The following is an 18,993-nucleotide window of genomic DNA, read 5'->3' on the forward strand; positions in this document are numbered from 1 at the left end:
GGTCAATTTAAAATGGGACTTACTCATAAGTTACATGTGATCGGAAATTTAATAAGCGATGACGACACTATCGCTATGATAAAAAATTCAAATTTTAAAGATAGCGAACATATTGTTTTAACTATTGATTTTAAAATAGAAAATTTAAAACTTGTCGATAAGCCAAAAATATCCAGAGCCTCGCTAGATAATATAAAGACGCTTTTTACCAAAAAGATAGGCGGCACGAGCAATTCATACTATCTATATCCAAATTTTGAGTATCAAGGCGAAAAAGATATATATAAGAAATTTAAAGCCATCTCACATACACTACAAAATTCGGTTATGGTCTATGCAAACGACGACAATAAGTGTATTGCTGCCTTGGTATTTGAATATATTAAAAATTATGAAAATGACGAGCTTGAGCTAAAAAATTTTAAACAGGATGATTATTTTTTGGTTTTGCTTGTAAATGGCAAGAGTTTTCATGAGCTTATGCCAGAAGTTTTGCAAAACTATCTTAATGAATTTGTCCGCCCTCATATTAAAAACAGCAAAAACGAACCAATTCTAAAAGAACTAGCAGATGTCGTCACAAAAGAAAAAATTGCCTGCGGATACAATCCTGATATTAAATTTTTCACCATGGATAACTATGATGATAGCTACGGCATACAGCAGATAAACAAATTACCTATGTCGCTAGAAAGCGCAAAGGCAATAAAAAAGGGCTGGATGTTTGCGATAAATAACTTAAAATTTTACTACAAAGGCTTAGAGTACATAATCATCCCTTCTATGGCAAATTTCGATGCTGAAATTTTCAAAGGATTAATAAGCTTTCTTAAAAATGCAAAAAATATGCAAGAAGAATCCGAAAGAGAAGAGAGCTTTATGAGAAGATTACGAAAGCAAATCGAAAATTACGACCAAATAAATAGCTTTACGCTTGATATTTTATTCACCGAGGTTGATCAGACAAATTTATCCGTTAAGATATTTTCTACACTTGAAGACGTTTTGCCAAGCAGGATAGCAAAGGTCGTAAATTTAATGCAAAAGCAGCATATCACCGACTCTTCAAAGCAAATTCAAGATACAGATGATGATATCAAATTTGCCTATCTCAAAGATTATTTTGGAGTTATTGAAAAATATGCTGCCGCTACAAAAGTCAAAGGACTTGATAATAAAATCATGCAGGAGAAAATTTTTCTAGCAAAGTTGTTACTTGGATATGCAAAGGTAAAATATATCGAGCTTTTGAAACGATTTGAACATTTTAGAGAATTTGATGCCAAAAACAAGAAAAAGATAAAGGACGGCGTCAAAGACTGGATAGCCTTTCCTGAAAATATCGTCAAAAATGAAAATAAAATTTTAGAGTTTTTACAAGAGATAAACGCGATAAGGATGTGATTATGAAGCTTTTTTCTGATTATTTTAAGGAGCTGTTAGAAAAGCAGTCAGATTATTTTAAAGATGATCTAATCAAAGGTGCTTATTTGATAGGTGCTTATTCAAAGAGTATTATAAATAGCTCTTTTGCCTCAGACGTTTCTAAAGAAAATAAGACATTTGAAAAGTGGCTTTCAAATCAAAAAATAATAGCGCCAAATTTAAAGAAAATTTTTAATAAAGCAAATGAGTTTGAAAGAAAACTGAAGCTAGGCAGCGCAACAAATAGCGATCTGTCGCAGCTGATAACTACGCATTTTTGCAATGAAAAAAGCAAGAGCATTTCTCGCTATGAAATTTCATTTGCATTTATACGAGGCATGAACGACTACATTAAATTTAAAAAAGATAATCAACAATCAGGAGAAAATAATGAGTGAGATAGCAAAACATAGTGAAATTTTGTTTTTATGGGACGCAAAGATGACAAATCCTAACGGAGATATGCTAAACGACAATGCGCCAAGATACGATGAGAGCGATAGAAAAGCTATCGTGAGTGACGTAAGAGTAAAGCGAACCATTAGGGATGATCTGCAATACAGAAAGTCTCAAACAATCTTTGTAAATAACGCCGAACAGGTGCAGTCAGCAGAAACTAGATTTGCCGAGGTAAAGAAAATTTTAGGTGAAGCAGACGACAAAAAGGCATTTTTAAGCTGCATAGATAATAGACTTTTTGGAGGCGTGGCGCCAAAAAGCAATATCCAAATCATAGGCGCAGTGCAATTTTCTTGGGCTAAATCACTAAACGAGACAGAAACTATAATGTCTCAAGGAACCGGTGCGTTTGGCAAAGACGGCAGCGGCAATAAAACATTTAGAACCGACAACTACATACCGTATGGCTTATTTGCCATGTATGGCACTATAAATTCACTAAATGCCACCAAATCAAACACTAGCGAAGAAGATGTCGCACAAATGCTTGACTCGATGTGGCAAGGTACAAAGCTACTAAACACAAGAAGCAAGGTCGGTCAAAAGCCAAGAATGCTCATTAGAGTGATCTACAAAGACACTTATATGATAGGACTACTTGATGAGCTTGTGAAGCTAGATAACAAAGACTCCGATCAGATTAGAGGCATCGACGAGTGCGAGTTAAATTTTACTGCCCTTGCTAGATCACTAAAAAACATGAGCCAAAAAATAGAAAAGGTTGTGATCTTTTACGATGACTCTCTTAGAGAATATACAGATCAGTTTAAAGAGCTAGGACTAGAAATAGAGGCAAAAGAGCTATAATGTTTGCATTTAAAATTTGGGGTAAATTTGCTTGTTTCAAAGATCCACTTTCTATAAGCCAAAATATCACTTTACCACTACCACCAAAAACAGCCGTAGGCGGTATGTTGGCCGCGCTGCTTGGCGTGGATGATTATTTGAGTGATGATGATTTTATGGATTTTAGATATAGCGTCGTTTTGGACGGTGCCATTTCAAAGAAAACCTTTTCGCAAAACTACATAAACGACTACACAAAAAAGACAAAAACTCATCTAAATAGCCTTAAAAATTTAGATATGCAAAAGATCTCAAATGGCTTAAGAGACAAATCTGCGCCGCAAAAACCTATAAACAGAGAACTATTAATCGATCCAAAATATACTATCTTTATCGATGAATTTAAATTTGAAAACGAAGCGATAGATAGTTTAAAAAATAGAATTTCTAAATTCCCTTTTTATCTTGGCAATAGCGAATTTGCTGGAAATTTTGAATTTGTAGAAATAATGAATTTTGCAAACAAAAATTTTGATGAGATAGGTATTGACTCGTTTGTGCCACAAGACAAGACACAAAATATATGCTTTGACAAAAATGTTTTATACTCGCCCATCTGCTTTGCGGGAAGCCTAGACAGCGGCAGATCTCCAAAAACGCATATAAATTTGATATTTTCAAGCGATCAGATAAGAGCAAAAAACATAGAGGTTTATGAGGTGATTTGCGCCCAAAAAACTTTTCGCTGCATATTTGTATGATGCAAATTTCCGACACTTTTAGCTCCCATCCGCAAAAATCATACAACTCGCACGTCAAAAATATAGCTGTTAGTTTCGATGACGATGAGCATATAGAGGCCGCGTCTTTTCATGATCTAGCCAAAATTTCACAAAAATTTCAAGACTATATAAATTTAGATCCTAAAAATTTTAGCTCGGCAGATGAATTTGAAAAGGCACGGCAAAAACTAAAAACTACGCATACCCTAGAAAGTGCTTTTATATATTTTTTTACTAGAGCCAACAAAGATATAAATTTCATAGCAAATTTCTTTACCATCTTAAAGCACCACTCTGATTTGCCCGACATAGACTATTTTCTCTCAAATGCAGGATTAACAAAAGCAAAAGTAGCAGACAAGCTCAAAAAGATAGATGAGGTAGCCAAAAGAGCAAATTTGGATATAGATATAGATCTCTACGATTTTGTAGATTATTTTTTAGACTTAGAAAATGAACTATCAAAATATTATGGTTTGGAGAGCTTTTTTATTTTAAAAAAAAGATACTCAAGGCTCATTTTGGCTGATAAATTTGAAGCTATTTTTTCAGAAAGCTATCAAAATTTAGCCGTTTTAAATGCCAAAAAGATAGATCTTTACATAGACCAAATAAAGAGCTTAATAGCCACCAAAAAGCAAGATGATTATAAAGACAAAGCAAGAGAGATTATATTTAAAAATTTTAACGCCAACAAAGACAAGAAAACATTTCTCATAAAAGCGCCAACAGGTATCGGCAAAACGTTTTTGGCATTAAATTGAGCCTTAGAAATAGCTAGAAACGGCAATAAAAGGCGTATCATAACGGCTATACCTTTTACCTCTATCATAGATCAAACACACGCCGAATATCAAAAGATCATAGCGGACCAAGATGTTTTAAAGTATCACCACCTAACAAGCTATAAAAGCAAAAACGACGATGAGCAAGAGCAGTTTATGCAAAAGGTATTTTTAATCGACATCTGGCATGAAAATTTTATAGTCACGACTTTTAACCAGCTATTTTTTACTTTTTTTTCAAACCACAATAGAGACAATCTCAAGCTTGAAACTCTGCGAGATAGCGTCATCATCATAGACGAGATACAAAATATTCCGCGAGTGCTGCTAAAATCCATCTGTAAAGTTATGTTAGATATCAAAGTTATAAAAAGGCATAGGAAAGTGCGATTAATTCGTAGTTAGAGTGAGTTTTGGTCAAAATCAAAGTGGCAAAAATTTCTTTACATCACTTTACAAAAGCTTTACATCTTTTTACAAACTATTTTAAAAGCCGTTTAAAAGGGCTTTAAATCACACATCTTAATACTTTACCTACTATATAGACCTCAACGTTACTATCTTCATCTATCTCGTAGCTTTGATAGTCTTTGTTGATGCTTATGATATGAAGCACGCCGTCAGGGCTTTTTTGGAGCAATTTAACCATGAAATTTCCGCAAAAATTTATAATGTATAGTCCATCGCCTTCAAATCTGGCTGTAACGTCAGCAATGACCCAGCTATCAGGGTATAGCATAGGAACCATAGAGTAGCCTTCTACTTGCATGCAGCGTAGGTTGTTTGTGTTTTTTAGGCGAGTTTTAAAGAGCATCTGAGAAAATGGGACGAGCTTGGTTGTGTCATAGACTTCAATGCCGTTTATATCGACACTTTCGCCTGCTCCGACTTTAGAGCTTAGCTCACATATAAGGATCTGATCTTCTTTTAACTGCTGTATTTGTGAGTTTTTAAGGTTTGTAGGACTTATGGACAAATTAGAAGACAAATTTTGAGTTTGGGAGACATATTGGGAGACAGAATTATTGTTTTTGGGAGACATATTGGGAGACATATTGGGAGACATATTGGGAGACATATTACCTGTGTAAAAATTTGTTGGCGTTAAGTTAAAGGCTAAAGCAATTTTGTTTAAATTTTCTATTGTAATATTTTTAGTCTTTCCTGCCTCATATCCTTTTATACTATGAATAGAAACACCTGAAAATTTTGCTAAATCCGCTTGCGTCCATTGCTTTTCTAGCCTGAGTTCTTTTAGCCTAGTTGATAAGTCCATATAATTCTCCTTTAAAGATACCAAATACGCTTGACAAAGTGTAATATATTACGCTATAATTCAAAATGTGTTTGGAAGCATATTACTTTAAAAAAAGTAAAAAGTTTCTAAAAAGGTTCTTTTAAAATTTTATTGTTAAGGAGTGTATATGCTAGGGCATGAGATCAAAAAAGCATACTTTGATACCAAAACTAGAGAGATTAGGATACCACTTGGGTGCGAAGTATTCCCAACTTGTCCTATCCTTGGTGGGGATTTAAATATAAAAATTTTTATCCCCGCAGAAGATTTGAGAGGATTTATCTCAAATAATCAAGTATCAAATCCAGTGATCCGTTATTGCGAATTTGATTGGTCAAGTCGTTCTTTTTAGCTGCAATCTCTGCTTTTTGTTTGTCTGTAAGCACGGATTTTATAGCTTCTATCTCTACGCTAAATTCAAGTATTTTGGCGTAGAGAATACGATAAAGAGCTTCTTTGTCTTCATTTGTCATAGTAAACACCTCCTTTCAAGTAAGATTTTTGATTGTAACTTTTTTGAATAAATTTGAGGAGTGAAAAATGAGAGCATATAGGGTCAAGCAAGTGACAAGAGAGGTAAAACAGAAGCTAAAGCACGACCTCAAGGACTATTGTGAGATGAGAGGACTTAGTCTTAGTAGCCTTTATAAAGGTTTTGTGAGCCAAAAGGCTAAAAAAATACTAGAGAAAGATGGAATAAAGGTAGCCTAAATGTGGGTAAATTCAAGGGTTGCAGCTGAATTTTTTGGCATAAATAATAAAAGCGTAGAAAAGGCAGCATGCCGTGCCAAAAAAGCAGGCAAAAAATTTTGCTCTATAAAGAGTAATATATTACTCTTTGATTATATAGGTGGTAATCGTGGTGGAGCAAGTGGCAAAACCCTTCGAATAGATATAGACGAGAGAATTTATCCAGAGATCGTGGAGAGGATCAGTAAAACAAGAGAAGGAGAGAGCTATGACGTGCCTTACGATGCAGCAAATGGAGCGAAGTCAGGCAAAGGGTCTGGTGCGTATGATGAGGGAGCAGACGAGCTGGGCGGAAGAGATGGAGCTAATGCAAAGGGCGATAGAAGAGCAAGCAATGGAGCAAAAGAGGCAGGAGAGAGCGAGGATGCAAGAGATAAAAGCAAAGAGAGCGCTGGAAGAATTTGTGATGAATATGCAAGAGATGGGCTTTGTGATAAGAGTAACAAAACACGGAATATATGGATACAAGAGGAGGTAAAAAGAGATGAGCAATGTGGTAATGATAGCAATGATGGCTTACTTGTTGAGCCTTGTGGTAATGGTGTATTGGAGAAGATAGATGATGGCAATGGCTGCGCTGCTACTAGAACCATGTATGGTAGCAGCACTAATAATAGCGGCAACTCTTTAGCAAATTTGCCGCTAATAGCAACTTGTGGCGATAAAAAAAGAGCTAATGCGCTATGTAAGTATGCAATAGTTTTGGAGTGGGATAAGGTAAAAGGGAAGATAGATGAGAGTAGTTTTATAGAGTATTTAAACACAAGCAATAAATACCCTATAAAAGTAAGCTCAAATAAGCTCTATGACTGGCAAAGAAAATTTAAAAGGGGTGGTCTAGATGCACTTGTGGATAGTAGGAGTAATAATAAGAGCTTAAAGCTAGAAGAGCTTGGGCTTAGTGACAAGTGCGACGAGCTAATAAAATCAAGTGTAGGCAAAGGTAGGATAAATATAACAAACATCCATAAGATGCTTAACTACTATTATATAACTTCGCAGATGAGCCAAGCTCATGCTTACGACCAACCCCATCGGTTGGATCCCGCACTAAAGACTAAGATCGCTAAGAGCGATCAAAAAGCTTTGGTAGCTTCGCAGATCGGTGAGCTAAGCTTTGATGAATTTTTAGCCAAAAAAGATGAGTGTGTGAGCTATGAGGTGGTAAATAGGTATGTAAATAACTACCTAAAGAAAAACAAATTTCTTAAAAATCTAATACTTTACGGCGAAGATGGTGTTATAGGCAGACAAATGCCAGCACTTGGAGTGAGCAACTGGGCAGCAAGAACGATAAATGAAGTCGTTGAGATAGATGCTAGCCCACTTGACATGATATGTAATGCTAGTGATATATGCGAAAGAATAGGATATGAGGCTGTAAATAATATCTTTTCAAGCAAAGAGGAGTTTGAGAGCTACGTAAGGCAGTGGCAAAAACGCTATACGATCATAGCACTAATCGACACCTACTCAAGGGTGGCAAGCTTTCATATAAGCGATAGCGAAAATAGCCTAGCAATAGCAAGAGCTGTGGCTAAATACATAATAAGGTATGGCAAACCAAAAATGATAAAAGGCGACAATGGCAAGGCCTTTAAGAGTGAATATATGAGCTCGGTTCTTGGTTCGCTTGAGATACGCTATGAGGCTGTTAGAGCATATAGTGGCTGGCTAAAACCTTATGTAGAGAGAAATTTTAGAGCGCTTCAACATAGCTTTAGTGAAAATTTAGCTGGATATATCGGACATAACATAACTGAAAGACAAGCGATAGAGTTTTTCTACTCTAAAAAAGAGAGACGCCTTAAAAAGGGCGTAAAAACTAATATAGCAAAACTAAAAGAGCTAAGCGAAGTACAAAACCTTATGGATATTTACGCTGAAAAATTCTTAAACGCACGCTACCTAGAGCGCCTTGGTAAAACATGCAACGAAGCATATAACGAAAAGATCGCTGACGCTGTGGCTATGGATGCAATAAGTCTTAGTGCAAGACTTAGTAAAAAAGAGCTAAAGCATGTGAATAAAAAGGGTGTAAGCGTGGGTGGCGTGAATTTTTATAACGCTCAGATGTTTGGATATGAGCGAGTTACCATCCGAGAAAACATAGACAATATAAATGAGTGCTTTGTTTGGGATGAAGATGATAAGAATTTTATAGGCGTGGCAAATGTTCTTGATATGGATGAGGGCGTAAGTGTTGAGGAAGCAAAAGCAGCTAGAAAGCTCTTTAGCAAACGCTTGCGTGATATAAAAGCTGATGCTAGCGAGGCAAGAGATAAGAGCCAAGAAGAGTTTAAACAAATGGTTATTGGCCTTGAAGCCAAAAGAGCGCTAAAGCCTGAGCTAAAAGGCGCAAATAATGAGAGCAAAGAGATCGAAGCAGCCAAAAAAAGCAGCCGATCACTGACTAAAAATAGAGCTCTTGATGATGAGCTTTTGGCTGTGGCTGGCAGTGATGTAAAAAAAGAGAAAAAGATAAAAAGTTGGCAAGAAATAGTCAATGAAACTAACTAAAAGGAGTAGTAATGAGTGAAAGTATAAAAAAGCTAGATGAATTTTTATCTAGCAACAACATAACCGCATCAGCACTTGCACGTGCAATAGGAGTGAGCGCATCGCTAATAAGCCAACTTCGTGCTGGAAGATACAATGGTGATAGCGATGCAGTAAATGCAAAAATCAATGCTTACATCGATAATTTTAACAAAAAAGCTAAGAATTTTCACGCAAACGCAAAAGAAAATGAGTTTTACGTAACTAGCGATGTAAAGATGGCAAATTTCATCATAAGTGAGGCGATAGCTGAAAAAGAGATAGGGCTAATATATGGCTTTGCTGGAAGTGGCAAGACAACAGCTCTAAAAGAGTTTGCTAGGACTAATCCAAATGTGGTTTTGATAGAGGCGACTTGTCACACGAGCGCTAAGGTTTTGCTTGAAGATCTATGCGAGGCTTTAAAGATAGATGCTACTGGTGGGCTAAGCACAAAGCTAAAGGCGGTGGCTAGGTTTTTAAAGAGTAGCGATAAGGTGATAATGGTAGATGAGGCGGAGCATCTACCGCTAAAGGCGCTTGAAGATCTAAGAAGAATTTATGACTTCTCACGCACTCCGCTGATACTTTGCGGCACAGAGATACTACTAAAAAATCTAATGGGTAAAAACAAGGAGCTAAGGCAGCTTTTTAGCAGAATTTGTGGCAAATGGTGCATGCAAGGACTTAGCAAAGATGAGAGTGAAAAGATCTATATAAAAGAGATATTTCCCTACTGCAAAGGTAACTTTAGAAGCAGTGCAAAGCTATATAAAAAGGCTTTGAGGCTAGCTGAGCTAAATGGATGCCTTGTTGATGAGAGTGTCGTTGCTAGGGCACTTGATATGGTTATCTTGGGATAGAAAATGACACTAAAAGAGATAGCTTTGGTGCTAAATCTAAGTGTAGAGCAAGTGCGCAGAATAGAAAAAGGCGCACTTTTAAAGCTATCTCACCCAAGAAATTTTAAAAAATGGCAAGAGATAAGAGAGCTTATGGCTTTGCTTGAAGAGCATAAGGCAAAAAGCGATAGCGATGAGATATATCAAGGCATAAAAGCATAAGGAGAGAGCCATGATAAAGGGAATGTTTGCATCTTACTCAAAGAAATTTTACGAAGTAAGAGGCTTATATATCTATGTAAAAGATAGTGATTTTGTAGTTGATACTTTAAGTATTTGATTTTACAAAGCCCTTAATAGAGGGCTTTTTTAAGTCAAAATTTGACTAAAAATGTTATCGCAAAGTATGGCAAAGCAGAGCGAGGCGTGATAAGTTTGCAAATGAGACGGACGCTTTGTCCGGCGCAGTGCGGCAAGCGAAATCACAACGAAGCTATGCAAAGCCAGACAAGCAGGCAAAAAGAAAGGAGAAGAGCTTGAAAGAGACAATGAGACTTGTATATGTTGCTAGCCCTTATGCTGCCTTTAAAAGCGGTAAGGTAAATGCTGATTTTATGGCTTGCATGGTCGCTAGAGATGAGTGCAGAAAGGTAAAAGAAGCTGGATATATACCGCTTAGCCCCGTGCTTGCATTTAGTGGTGTGTTTAGTGAGGAGCAAAGAGATGAGGTGCTAAAGGCTGGACTTGAAATGCTTAGCCACTGCTCTTATGTATATTTTTCAAAGCATCCAGCTAGTGAGTTTTCAAAAGGTATGGATACAGAAAGAGAATATGCAAGAGAGCTTGGTATAAGTGAGTTAGAAATTTAAAGGAGAAAAGATGGCGAGTTTAGACAAAAAACTAGCACAAAAGCCTAAAAAGGCTAAAAAATCTAAGAAAGGAGAGAAAAAATGAGAGTAAAAATAGGCAAAAGCGAGAACGAGATAAGCGACAAAAAACTAACTCGCGCAGTAGAGGATTTTTGCGAGATAAAGATGCAAATAGATGCTCTTAACGAGAAGCTAAAGGAGCATAAAGATGTTATTGTTTGTTTTGCTAGGGATGCACTACGCGAGAATGAAGCTACCACCATAAGCTTTGTAGGCGAAGAAAACGGCGTAAAAGTTAGTTTTGGCTGGGATGTAAAAGTGAGTGATGAAGAGATGCTTAGAAATTTGCTTGCAGACAAATTTGATCTACTTGTAAAAACTGAGTGCGTCTATAAGCCTGAAAAGAAATTAAAGGAGCTTGCACTAAATGATGATGGCTTAAAAGAGTGTTTAGAGATAAAGGAGAAAGCACCAGCCGTTAGTGTGCTCTAAGCTTTAACAAAGCCCTAAAATTTAGGGCTTGATTAAGGTTTAAAAACAAAAAGGAACTATTTTGACTTTTGAAGAAGCGGTAGCTAATTTTCACACAGCTAACAAAGAGGCACAGACAAAAGAATTTAGATGCTTGCGTCCTAGAGATGAAGTGATAGCCGAGTTTAACCAAAAGCTCGATGCATATTGGCTTAGTATGCTTGAGCCAGAAATAAAAGAGAAATTTGCAGGCAAAGAGCTACTAGCTTTGCAAATTTTAAAAGGCTTTGAGCTAAATGAGAGAGCCTAAAATACAAAGGGGTATTAAATGGAACTTTTAAAAGATATGAGTGAATATGCTTTAAAAGATAGCTGCCTAAAATACTCACTAAAAGGGGCAAGCATAGAGTATCAAACATTGATCTTTTACTTTGTTTCACCAAATGATCAAGCGTATTTTAACAACAATTTAGAGCCTATAAAGGCAAATTTGCGTGAGTTTTGGAAGATACACGCCAAAGAGATAAAGCAAAGTGGAATTTACTTCACCGATGTAATCGCAAAGCTGGCACAAAAGGAGCCTAAAAAGCAGATAGATAAAGATCTAGCCAACCTCTTTGACCAATTAAGAGAAGCAATAAGGGCAAGAGATGAGCTTTAAGCAAAGAGAACACCTAAGAAATTTAGCTATTAAAAGACACGAAAATGCACTTTTTAGGCTGAAAAATGCACTTGGTTACGATGAGGATTTTTATAAATTTAAAAATGGCAGACTAAATGTAGCTAAGCTTGCAAGATGTGCTGGAGTGAGCGAAAAATTTGCAAGACGTGAGCTTGATATAAGGGGGCTAATATGAACCAAAGTGAGTATAGAAAGAAACTTTTAACACTCATCCATATAAACCCACTTTACAAGCAGATCGTAGAAAATGGAGCTTGGCAAGAGTGGCTAATGCTTCGCTTTGGTGTAGAGAGCAGCAAGGAGCTTAGCATAAGCGAGCTAAATTTGGCCCTTGATATATTGCAAGAGAGAGTAGATGATAGGTTAGGCTTTGAGCCAGACATTAAAGGTAGGCGCATTTTAAAAAAAGATGCTATCACACAAAAACAGCTTAAAAAGATAGAGGTTTTGCTAGATGTTCTTGGTTGGGATGACAATAGTGCTAGGAGATTTTACTACCGCCAGATCGGAGCACTTGTGACAAACATAGCCTTACTAAACTCAAGCCAAGCTACAAAGATCATTACTGGGCTAAGTGCCGTTATAAAATGTGAAAAAAATCCCAAAAAAAGCTAATATTTTTTAAAAATATATAAAAAGGATTTTTATGTTTTGTCCTTACTGCGGTTTTGAAAAGACAAAGGTTTTAAATACCATGAAAGGCTTGCAAAACAAGCGTTATAGGGTTTGTGATAAGTGTAAAAGAAGCTTTGTGAGTATCGAAGCACTTTTTTGTGATCCGTACTGGCAAGAGTATGCTAAGGCTACTAAAGAGCTTGGCGATCTTAAGGGTATAAAAAATGAATAACGAGCTACTTCTAAGCACACTTTTAAAGGCTAAATTTGACAAAAACAAGAGCGTTAGCGAGCTAGTAGATGAGTTTATAAAGCAAAATGCGAAGCTAGCTAAAAAGGAGCTAGAGGCACAGCTTGCAAATTTACTTATATTTATAAATGAGAATTATAACATTGATAAAAAGGTGTTAAAAGAGCTTGTAAATTCTAAAATTTCATCAATGGGGCTAAGTATAAATCCAAATAATCTTGAAGAAATTTACGCCGTGCTTGCAGGTAAAAATATAGCTGTAAATGTAGTCTTTGATGAGATAGACATAAGGGCTATAAACGCTATGAGAAATAACTTCTATTGGGTTGGCAAAGAGTTTAACAAAGGTTTTAGCGATAGGCTAAAAGATATCATTGAGAGTGCTTTTCGTGGCGAGGTAGCAAGAAGCGAACTAGCACAGAGACTAAAAGACGAATTTGCAAGTGAGCTAAAGCAAAGCGTGAGATACTTTGAGGGAGTGAGTGATCATATCATCAGCCAAAATCAAAACATATCAACAGTAAATCAGGCTAGGAAATACGGTGTAAAATACTATAAAGTAGTAGCTGTGATGGATAGTAGAACGAGCGCTATATGTAGATCGATGAATGGTAGGCTCATACCAGCAGAGCACATAGAAAGACAGTGCGATAATATCATGAATGCAAAGGATATGGCCAGCAAAAAGGCAGCAGCTACATGGGCAAAAGCACCATATAATGGCAGAAGCGATAAGATGGATAGTAACTTTGGCATGCCACCATATCATTTTAGGTGTAGGACTGAGATCGTGCCAGCATGGGTTGATGAATATGAAAATGATGGCGTAACAATGAGAGCCAGCGAAGCACCGGGCAAAGACGAGATCATAAGGCATATAGATAAAATGGGCGTGGAGAGGGTGCTGACTTTTACAAACGCAAATGATAAAAAGCATAGTGCAAATTTGTTGCAACGTACATCGGCAGCAAAGATAGTTTCAGCGCTTAACTCTATCACACATATAGCTCCACATGCGAATGTTGAGCAAAAATCAATAGCAAAAACACAAAATGGCTATATTATAATTTTTGATGGCGATAAAATAGACACTATATTTCCTACAAAAGACAATCAAGCATTAAAAAAATACTTTGAAAATTATGCCAAAAAGGATAAAATCGAAGTCATAAAGAGATGGTGGCAGATATGAAATATTTTGTTTTTGATAGTGGCATAGAACTTATTATAACAAGCGATAAAAGCCTAAAGGATAAAAGTGCTGATGTATGTTCATGTGTAGGCGACCTTACCAGCTTTATAGAGTATGTAAAGACTGCAATAGATGATGGAAGCGAGCATGATTTTTTCTTTGATAATGGTGAAAAATTTAGCGGAGATTTGTGCTCGTGCTTAGAGTATGTAGCCAAAAAGAGAACTTAGTAGGTTTTAATGAATTTTAATAGTGCTTTAAAAAGGTTTTTATTTCGCATAGGATCAGGGGTAAGATATAGAGCGAAGCAAGTAGCACCATATAAAACTGGCAACCTTAAAAAAGACATACAAGTTTTTGATGAGAGAATAGATAGTTTTAGCATAAGTGTGGGAAATACAAAACTTGCACCTTATGCTAAATTTGTATATTTTGGCACAAAGCCACATGTTATAAAACCAAAAAAGATGAAGGCTCTTGCAAACAAAAAGAGCGGCCAAATTTTTGGCAAAAGCGTAAACCACCCTGGCACAAAGGCAAACCCATATCTTGAGAAAGCTTTTAGCGAGTATGTAGCTAGTGCTAGTTTTGTAAAGGCAAAAGAGCAATTAGCTAGCGATATGAGCGAGGAAGTGGTAAGAGATATAAGGGTAATGTTTTTAGCACATAATTATATAAAATGATGTATAATCCTATATACTAGGAGTATCGTGTGAGTAGAAAAGAAATTATAGATAGTATAACTAAAAGTATAGCTATACTTAAATATGAGATAGAGCACAAGCAAAGTCTTAGTGACTATTCTTTAAATATATATTCAGAGAATCTCTACAGAGATATGCTAAACGTTATATATGGATATGATCTTGAAAATGCCAATGCCGACAATAAAAATGCAGAGTATATTGACCTAGTAGATGATAAAAATAAAATTTTTATCCAAGTCACTTCGACAAAAACAAAAGCAAAAATAGATAATACTCTTAAAATTTTAGAAACAAAACCGAATTTTAAAATCAAAATCTTATATTTGTTAGACAAGCCTAGTCCGCGTGATAGTAGTTTTGACGAATGGAGAAACAAATATAGCATAGATGTTGAAAAATGTCTAATAGATACAAAAGACCTATTAAAAGATATCAATAATTTAGAGCAAACAAAACTGGGAGAAATTTATAGTTTTTTTGATATCAAAATTTTAAAAACCTATACAACAGAGATGGTTTTAAATTTAGTAATCAAGCATATTTTAAGACAATATAGAAAAATAAAAATTAATTATTTAGATGATTTTAATAATACAAAAGAAGTTGATGAAAAACTAAAAATAAATAGCCTCATTGAAAGAACAAGTATTGAAATTAAGCGCGGGTTAGATTATAGAGATAGCATAGAAGAGCTTAATGACGATACGACAATGTCTAATTTACAGGATTTTATAGTACGTAAAATATATAGAGAGATATTGTTAAAACATATCAAAGAGATAAATGCTGATATTAGTGACATAAAAACAAAAAGCATTGATGAGCTACACTACAATTTTTATAGATCTTTGGACTTTAACGAAATATTTTCCGAGTTATATGATGAGATTACAAGTTACTTTGATATAAAAGATTTTAACGAAGCAAACATAACTTGGATAATTATTAGTTATTTCTTTGAAATTTGTGATATAGGTGCAAAAAATGATAATGCCGACTAAAATAATCAAACCAGCTGATTCGATAATTAGCATATCGGCATATATACTTAAAATTTTAAGAAATGGCAGTATTAATACAGACAGTTTACTTAGAGAGCTAAATACGGTTTATTTTAAAGAAATTACTATTGAGAAAATGCTTTTATGTTTAGATTTTTTATTTATAATCGGCAAAATAAGGAGTGATAATGACATTATTGAGCTTAATTTGCGATAACCCAAAATTTAAAGCTTTAAAATTTAATAAAGGTCTAAATATAGTAGTAGGAAAACAACTAAACCATGACCAAAAAGACACAGTAAATGGCATAGGCAAAAGCTTGTCATTGGAAATGCTTCACTATATGCTAAATGCAAAAATTCCGCAAAAAATGAAAGATTTTTTAAAAGACTACGGAAAATTTAGTTTAAGTTTTATACATGATAACAAAAGTTATACGGTAGAAAAAAAATTCAAAGAGACTAAGTGGGTTATAAATGACAATGAATACAATCAAGCAACTTATGCAACTGAACTAAATAATATTTTTAGCAACACAATAAATTCTGATAAAATTTCTTTTAGACAGGTATTTAATTGCTTTGCTAGAAGAAGCGGATATTATGATACGTTAAGACAGCAAGGCATGGATATAAATGATTACAATCAAAGACTTGTTAATCTTTTTTTGTTGGGTATAGATACAAAGCTACAAGAGGAAAACCATAAACTAAAAGAGGCATTAGATAGTCTAAAAACAGCCAAAAAAGAGCTAGAAAAATATGAAAAACAAGTACCAAAGAAGAATATTAAAGATATAGAGGATGAGATACGAAGCACACAAGAAAATTTAAACCTTTTTATTGTGGCTAAAAACTATAATGAATTAAAAGAGCGTGCAAATTCTTTGACTGAAAATTTAAATAATATTAGAAATGAAATTTATAAACTCCAAACAAATATAGCACTAAAAGAAAAAAATTTACTCACATCCGAAAATATAAGTATAGACCTAGAAGAGATAAAAAATATCTATGACGAGGCTAAAGTATTTTTTGAGGATAAAGTATTAAAAAGACTTAATGAGGCTCAGAACTTTCACAATCAATTAGCTAAAAGTAGAAAAGATAGAATCTCGGCAGAAATAGATGAGATACGCCAAAAACTCAAAGAACTAGAAGATGAAAGAGATTTGATAGGAAGCCAAAGAGATGGGCTTTTAAAAGACCTGAAAAATAGTGGTGCATTAGAGGAACGAGATACATTAAAAGATAGGATATTGACGCTAGAAAAAGAAAAAAAAGACTTAGAAATTTATAGCGTAACTTTGGAGAATTTTCAAAAAGATAAGACCGATATCGACTATAAAATAGCAGAGATCAAAAAGGACACAATTAAATATATAGAGGACAATAAGCTCAAACTTGATGCTATAGAAAACAAATTTAGAGATATCGTTAAAAAATTTTATAACAACAACGGAGGTTCTCTTAAAATCACAATGGCTCAAAATGCAAAAAATTTGTTTAATATAGATGTGGAAATCCCCAAAGACGGTTCTTTTTCTATCGGAAATGTGAAGACCTTTTGCTATGACATGTTGCTTTATACATTAAATACTAATATCTTAGGTTTTTTAGCACATGATGGCGAGCTATTTTCAGAAATGGACAAAAGGCAAAAAGCCACCATATTCAAGATCATATTAGACGAGGTTAGAGATAACAATTTGCAGTATTTTGTAAATATAGGAGATACTTCATTTAATGAGATATTAAATGACGATACAGGTATATTAAATAATGAAGATAAAAAATTCATAGAATCAAAAGTAATACTCCAAATTAGCGAAGATCAAAATACTTGGCTATTTGGTCAAAAATTCGATTAGAGAATTTATCTTAATATCACCGCTCCGCCGCCTTTTCTTTTTACAACAGCCTCTATTTTACGACAAGCTAAAGCTAATGCCCAAAACCTATCTGCGTGACCATACTCGTTTCTTTTAGCATCATACTTAAAGCTTTTTGTTCCTGCTGTACGTTTTATGGCGTGAAGATCACTGATTAAAAGTGGATCGTTTGGTATGCTTATCTTTTTGTCCTCAAAGAGTTTCTTTAAATTTAGAGCCATTTGCTCCTTTGTGCCGGCTGTAAAATACACTCCATTTACCCTACTTTTAAATTTAGCATGCATAGTTTCTGTTAAATTTAGACCGATGCCGGTTTTATCCATATCAAGGGTTGCTAGTGGATATGAGCGCAGGTGAGAGCTTAAGACGTCTTCTTGCTCTTTAAAGCTAGCTTTTGCAAGCACGTTAAGCATAGCAAGAGTATATGTATCATCGCTATTGATCACACTTGCAAGTGTTGAACGGTCGCTAACTCTTCCTATATCATACCCACAAAGAAGCGGAGTGTTTGAGCTTGGACTAAAATAGCTTAGCTTTTCATCTATGCAGCTTTTGATAAGCGTAATAGACAGTAGGCTGCTCTCATCATCTATAAAGACGCATTCATAAGCACTAGCCCATGTATCAGCATCAAAGAGTGCCTTCATGGTCTCAAGGTCAAACTCTAGCCCATCTTCCATAGCTCTATAAATATCAACATGAAAGCGTTTAAACATCTTATATTTTTGCTCGTCAAAGTATAGCTCATGAAAAAGGCTCTTTTCTTCAAATGGTGTTGAAAGTATTGTTAAGCGACCTTTAACAGCACCGATACTTGGCACAAAAGCGTGCCAAATTTTCTTAGGATTTGGGTACCATGCAAACTCATCCATCCAAATATCGCCAGTAAAACCTTGAACTGTACGAAAGTTATGAGCGAGAGCTTTTATAATAGCGCCATTTTCTAGCTTTATCTCAGTCTCACTATCTTTTGCCAAAGCCACTCCAAACCTATCAGACCATAGTTTTAAATATCTCATTAGGATTAACGCTTGTTCTTCTGAAGCGGATAAAAATAGCTGGTTCCTACCGCCAACTGCTCCTATAAGTGCGTCAGCAGCTGCCACGTAGCTAAAGCCTATCTGGCGCGATTTTAGTACGATACGAAACTGAGCATCGCTCTGCAAAAATTCTTTTTGATAAGCAAAAAGTTCGCCATTTTTTAGTATCTCATCTCTTAAAATTTTGGCACTTTTGTCTAAGCTTACTGGTGGCAAAACATAGGCTTTTTGCTCTTTGGCTGCTTTGTTTTTGCTCTCAATCTTATTTAGCGCCACTATAAGATCAGCAAGCTGGGCTGTCTCATCAGGGACTAATTTTTTCTTTTTGCTTAAACACTCAACCTGCTTTTTTAGTGCCTTTACGCCATCATCAAGACTAAATTCATCATTTGCTTGCTCTAACCACTTTTGTAATGTTGGGCGAGATACGTTCATTTGCTTTGAAACGAGCACTGAGCTCACGCCACTTTTTAATAAATTTATACACTCTTTTTTGAACTCTTCTTTATAAGCCATTTAAAGCCTTTTTATATTATTAGAATACATTTGTATTGCCTTTTATTATTTAAACGTTTTTAAAGGGGGTTTAAACGTTTTTAAACACTATTTT

25 protein-coding genes and 1 pseudogene are annotated in these 18,993 nt (G+C 35.2%); 22 read left to right on the plus strand and 4 right to left on the minus strand.

Translation table 11 applies throughout. The features are described from left to right. Window positions 1-12: 12 nt before the first annotated feature. Genes MTT09_RS06450 through MTT09_RS06470 form a run of 5 tightly spaced genes read left to right on the plus strand, consistent with a single transcriptional unit; the run spans window position 13 to window position 4,216 of the window. Window positions 13-1,404, plus strand: a complete 1,392-nt coding sequence (locus tag MTT09_RS06450; RefSeq protein ID WP_429803243.1) for a TM1802 family CRISPR-associated protein — start codon at window positions 13-15, stop codon at window positions 1,402-1,404. 2 nt (window positions 1,405-1,406) lie between these two features. Next, window positions 1,407-1,823, plus strand: a complete 417-nt coding sequence (locus MTT09_RS06455; RefSeq protein WP_429803245.1) for a hypothetical protein — start codon at window positions 1,407-1,409, stop codon at window positions 1,821-1,823. Next, a complete protein-coding gene (gene cas7b / locus MTT09_RS06460) occupies window positions 1,816-2,691 on the plus strand; it encodes a type I-B CRISPR-associated protein Cas7/Csh2 (protein WP_429803247.1) in 876 nt (291 codons plus the stop codon). Before MTT09_RS06455 ends, cas7b begins: the two co-directional genes overlap by 8 nt. Beyond that, window positions 2,691-3,431, plus strand: coding sequence for a CRISPR-associated protein Cas5 (gene cas5, locus MTT09_RS06465; protein WP_429803249.1), 741 nt, complete (start codon window positions 2,691-2,693; stop codon window positions 3,429-3,431). The genes cas7b and cas5 overlap by 1 nt, the downstream gene beginning before the upstream one ends. Continuing rightward, complete coding sequence (locus MTT09_RS06470; protein WP_429803251.1) at window positions 3,428-4,216, plus strand: CRISPR-associated endonuclease Cas3''; 789 nt, start codon at window positions 3,428-3,430, stop codon at window positions 4,214-4,216. The genes cas5 and MTT09_RS06470 overlap by 4 nt, the downstream gene beginning before the upstream one ends. Window positions 4,217-4,745: 529 nt before the next feature. Here MTT09_RS06470 and MTT09_RS06475 read toward each other — a convergent pair. The 3 genes and pseudogenes from MTT09_RS06475 to MTT09_RS06485 form a co-directional block, all read right to left on the minus strand. Then, complete coding sequence (locus MTT09_RS06475) at window positions 4,746-5,213, minus strand: S24 family peptidase (protein WP_429803722.1); 468 nt, start codon at window positions 5,211-5,213, stop codon at window positions 4,746-4,748. 114 nt (window positions 5,214-5,327) lie between these two features. Continuing rightward, window positions 5,328-5,513 (minus strand): annotated as a pseudogene (locus MTT09_RS06480) (helix-turn-helix domain-containing protein); the annotation flags it as partial. 299 nt (window positions 5,514-5,812) lie between these two features. Beyond that, window positions 5,813-6,007 (minus strand): hypothetical protein, encoded by a 195-nt coding sequence (locus MTT09_RS06485; RefSeq protein WP_107805081.1) that lies wholly within the window; start codon window positions 6,005-6,007, stop codon window positions 5,813-5,815. 67 nt (window positions 6,008-6,074) lie between these two features. Between MTT09_RS06485 and MTT09_RS06490 the strand changes: the two genes are divergently transcribed. The 17 genes from MTT09_RS06490 (at window position 6,075) to MTT09_RS06570 (ending at window position 17,322) form a co-directional block, all read left to right on the plus strand. After that, entirely contained in the window at window positions 6,075-6,245 is a 171-nt protein-coding gene (locus MTT09_RS06490) for a hypothetical protein (protein WP_180371744.1), read from the plus strand. Continuing rightward, complete coding sequence (locus tag MTT09_RS06495; RefSeq protein ID WP_429803253.1) at window positions 6,246-8,804, plus strand: Mu transposase C-terminal domain-containing protein; 2,559 nt, start codon at window positions 6,246-6,248, stop codon at window positions 8,802-8,804. 11 nt (window positions 8,805-8,815) lie between these two features. After that, entirely contained in the window at window positions 8,816-9,685 is an 870-nt protein-coding gene (locus MTT09_RS06500) for an AAA family ATPase (RefSeq protein WP_429802888.1), read from the plus strand. Window positions 9,686-9,688: 3 nt separating this feature from the next. Continuing rightward, the gene (locus MTT09_RS06505) at window positions 9,689-9,886 is read left to right on the plus strand and encodes a sigma factor-like helix-turn-helix DNA-binding protein (protein ID WP_054196768.1); all 198 of its coding nucleotides are present in this window, start codon (window positions 9,689-9,691) and stop codon (window positions 9,884-9,886) included. Window positions 9,887-10,131: 245 nt separating this feature from the next. Then, window positions 10,132-10,533 carry a hypothetical protein gene (locus MTT09_RS06510; protein ID WP_429802890.1) on the plus strand — a complete coding sequence of 134 codons (402 nt, stop codon included), beginning with the start codon at window positions 10,132-10,134 and terminating at the stop codon, window positions 10,531-10,533. Window positions 10,534-10,614: 81 nt separating this feature from the next. Then, complete coding sequence (locus MTT09_RS06515; protein ID WP_429802892.1) at window positions 10,615-11,025, plus strand: hypothetical protein; 411 nt, start codon at window positions 10,615-10,617, stop codon at window positions 11,023-11,025. A gap of 61 nt (window positions 11,026-11,086) precedes the next feature. Then, complete coding sequence (locus tag MTT09_RS06520) at window positions 11,087-11,314, plus strand: hypothetical protein (RefSeq protein ID WP_429802894.1); 228 nt, start codon at window positions 11,087-11,089, stop codon at window positions 11,312-11,314. A gap of 18 nt (window positions 11,315-11,332) precedes the next feature. Next, window positions 11,333-11,665, plus strand: a complete 333-nt coding sequence (locus MTT09_RS06525) for a hypothetical protein (RefSeq protein WP_429802895.1) — start codon at window positions 11,333-11,335, stop codon at window positions 11,663-11,665. Continuing rightward, window positions 11,655-11,861: a hypothetical protein gene (locus MTT09_RS06530; RefSeq protein WP_054196764.1), complete on the plus strand. Its 207-nt coding sequence runs from the start codon at window positions 11,655-11,657 to the stop codon at window positions 11,859-11,861. The genes MTT09_RS06525 and MTT09_RS06530 overlap by 11 nt, the downstream gene beginning before the upstream one ends. Beyond that, window positions 11,858-12,301, plus strand: a complete 444-nt coding sequence (locus tag MTT09_RS06535) for a phage protein GemA/Gp16 family protein (RefSeq protein ID WP_429802897.1) — start codon at window positions 11,858-11,860, stop codon at window positions 12,299-12,301. Before MTT09_RS06530 ends, MTT09_RS06535 begins: the two co-directional genes overlap by 4 nt. A 31-nt stretch (window positions 12,302-12,332) precedes the next feature. Beyond that, entirely contained in the window at window positions 12,333-12,533 is a 201-nt protein-coding gene (locus MTT09_RS06540; RefSeq protein ID WP_054196762.1) for a hypothetical protein, read from the plus strand. Further along, the gene (locus MTT09_RS06545) at window positions 12,526-13,743 is read left to right on the plus strand and encodes a hypothetical protein (protein ID WP_429802899.1); all 1,218 of its coding nucleotides are present in this window, start codon (window positions 12,526-12,528) and stop codon (window positions 13,741-13,743) included. Before MTT09_RS06540 ends, MTT09_RS06545 begins: the two co-directional genes overlap by 8 nt. Then, window positions 13,740-13,973, plus strand: coding sequence for a hypothetical protein (locus MTT09_RS06550; protein WP_429802901.1), 234 nt, complete (start codon window positions 13,740-13,742; stop codon window positions 13,971-13,973). The genes MTT09_RS06545 and MTT09_RS06550 overlap by 4 nt, the downstream gene beginning before the upstream one ends. A 9-nt stretch (window positions 13,974-13,982) precedes the next feature. After that, on the plus strand, window positions 13,983-14,426 hold the full coding sequence (locus tag MTT09_RS06555; RefSeq protein WP_429802903.1) for an HK97 gp10 family phage protein: 444 nt from the start codon (window positions 13,983-13,985) through the stop codon (window positions 14,424-14,426). A gap of 29 nt (window positions 14,427-14,455) precedes the next feature. Continuing rightward, window positions 14,456-15,451, plus strand: coding sequence for an SMEK domain-containing protein (locus MTT09_RS06560; protein ID WP_429802905.1), 996 nt, complete (start codon window positions 14,456-14,458; stop codon window positions 15,449-15,451). Further along, a complete protein-coding gene (locus MTT09_RS06565; protein ID WP_413784266.1) occupies window positions 15,441-15,668 on the plus strand; it encodes an ABC-three component system middle component 6 in 228 nt (75 codons plus the stop codon). Before MTT09_RS06560 ends, MTT09_RS06565 begins: the two co-directional genes overlap by 11 nt. After that, on the plus strand, window positions 15,640-17,322 hold the full coding sequence (locus MTT09_RS06570; RefSeq protein WP_429802907.1) for a DUF2326 domain-containing protein: 1,683 nt from the start codon (window positions 15,640-15,642) through the stop codon (window positions 17,320-17,322). Before MTT09_RS06565 ends, MTT09_RS06570 begins: the two co-directional genes overlap by 29 nt. A 5-nt stretch (window positions 17,323-17,327) precedes the next feature. On the opposite strand, the gene MTT09_RS06575 is transcribed toward MTT09_RS06570, so the two are convergent. Continuing rightward, complete coding sequence (locus MTT09_RS06575) at window positions 17,328-18,899, minus strand: terminase large subunit domain-containing protein (RefSeq protein ID WP_429802909.1); 1,572 nt, start codon at window positions 18,897-18,899, stop codon at window positions 17,328-17,330. Between the last annotated feature and the right edge of the window lie 94 nt (window positions 18,900-18,993).

The organism is Campylobacter concisus (assembly GCF_050447505.1).
GTDB lineage: Bacteria > Campylobacterota > Campylobacteria > Campylobacterales > Campylobacteraceae > Campylobacter_A > Campylobacter_A concisus_BP.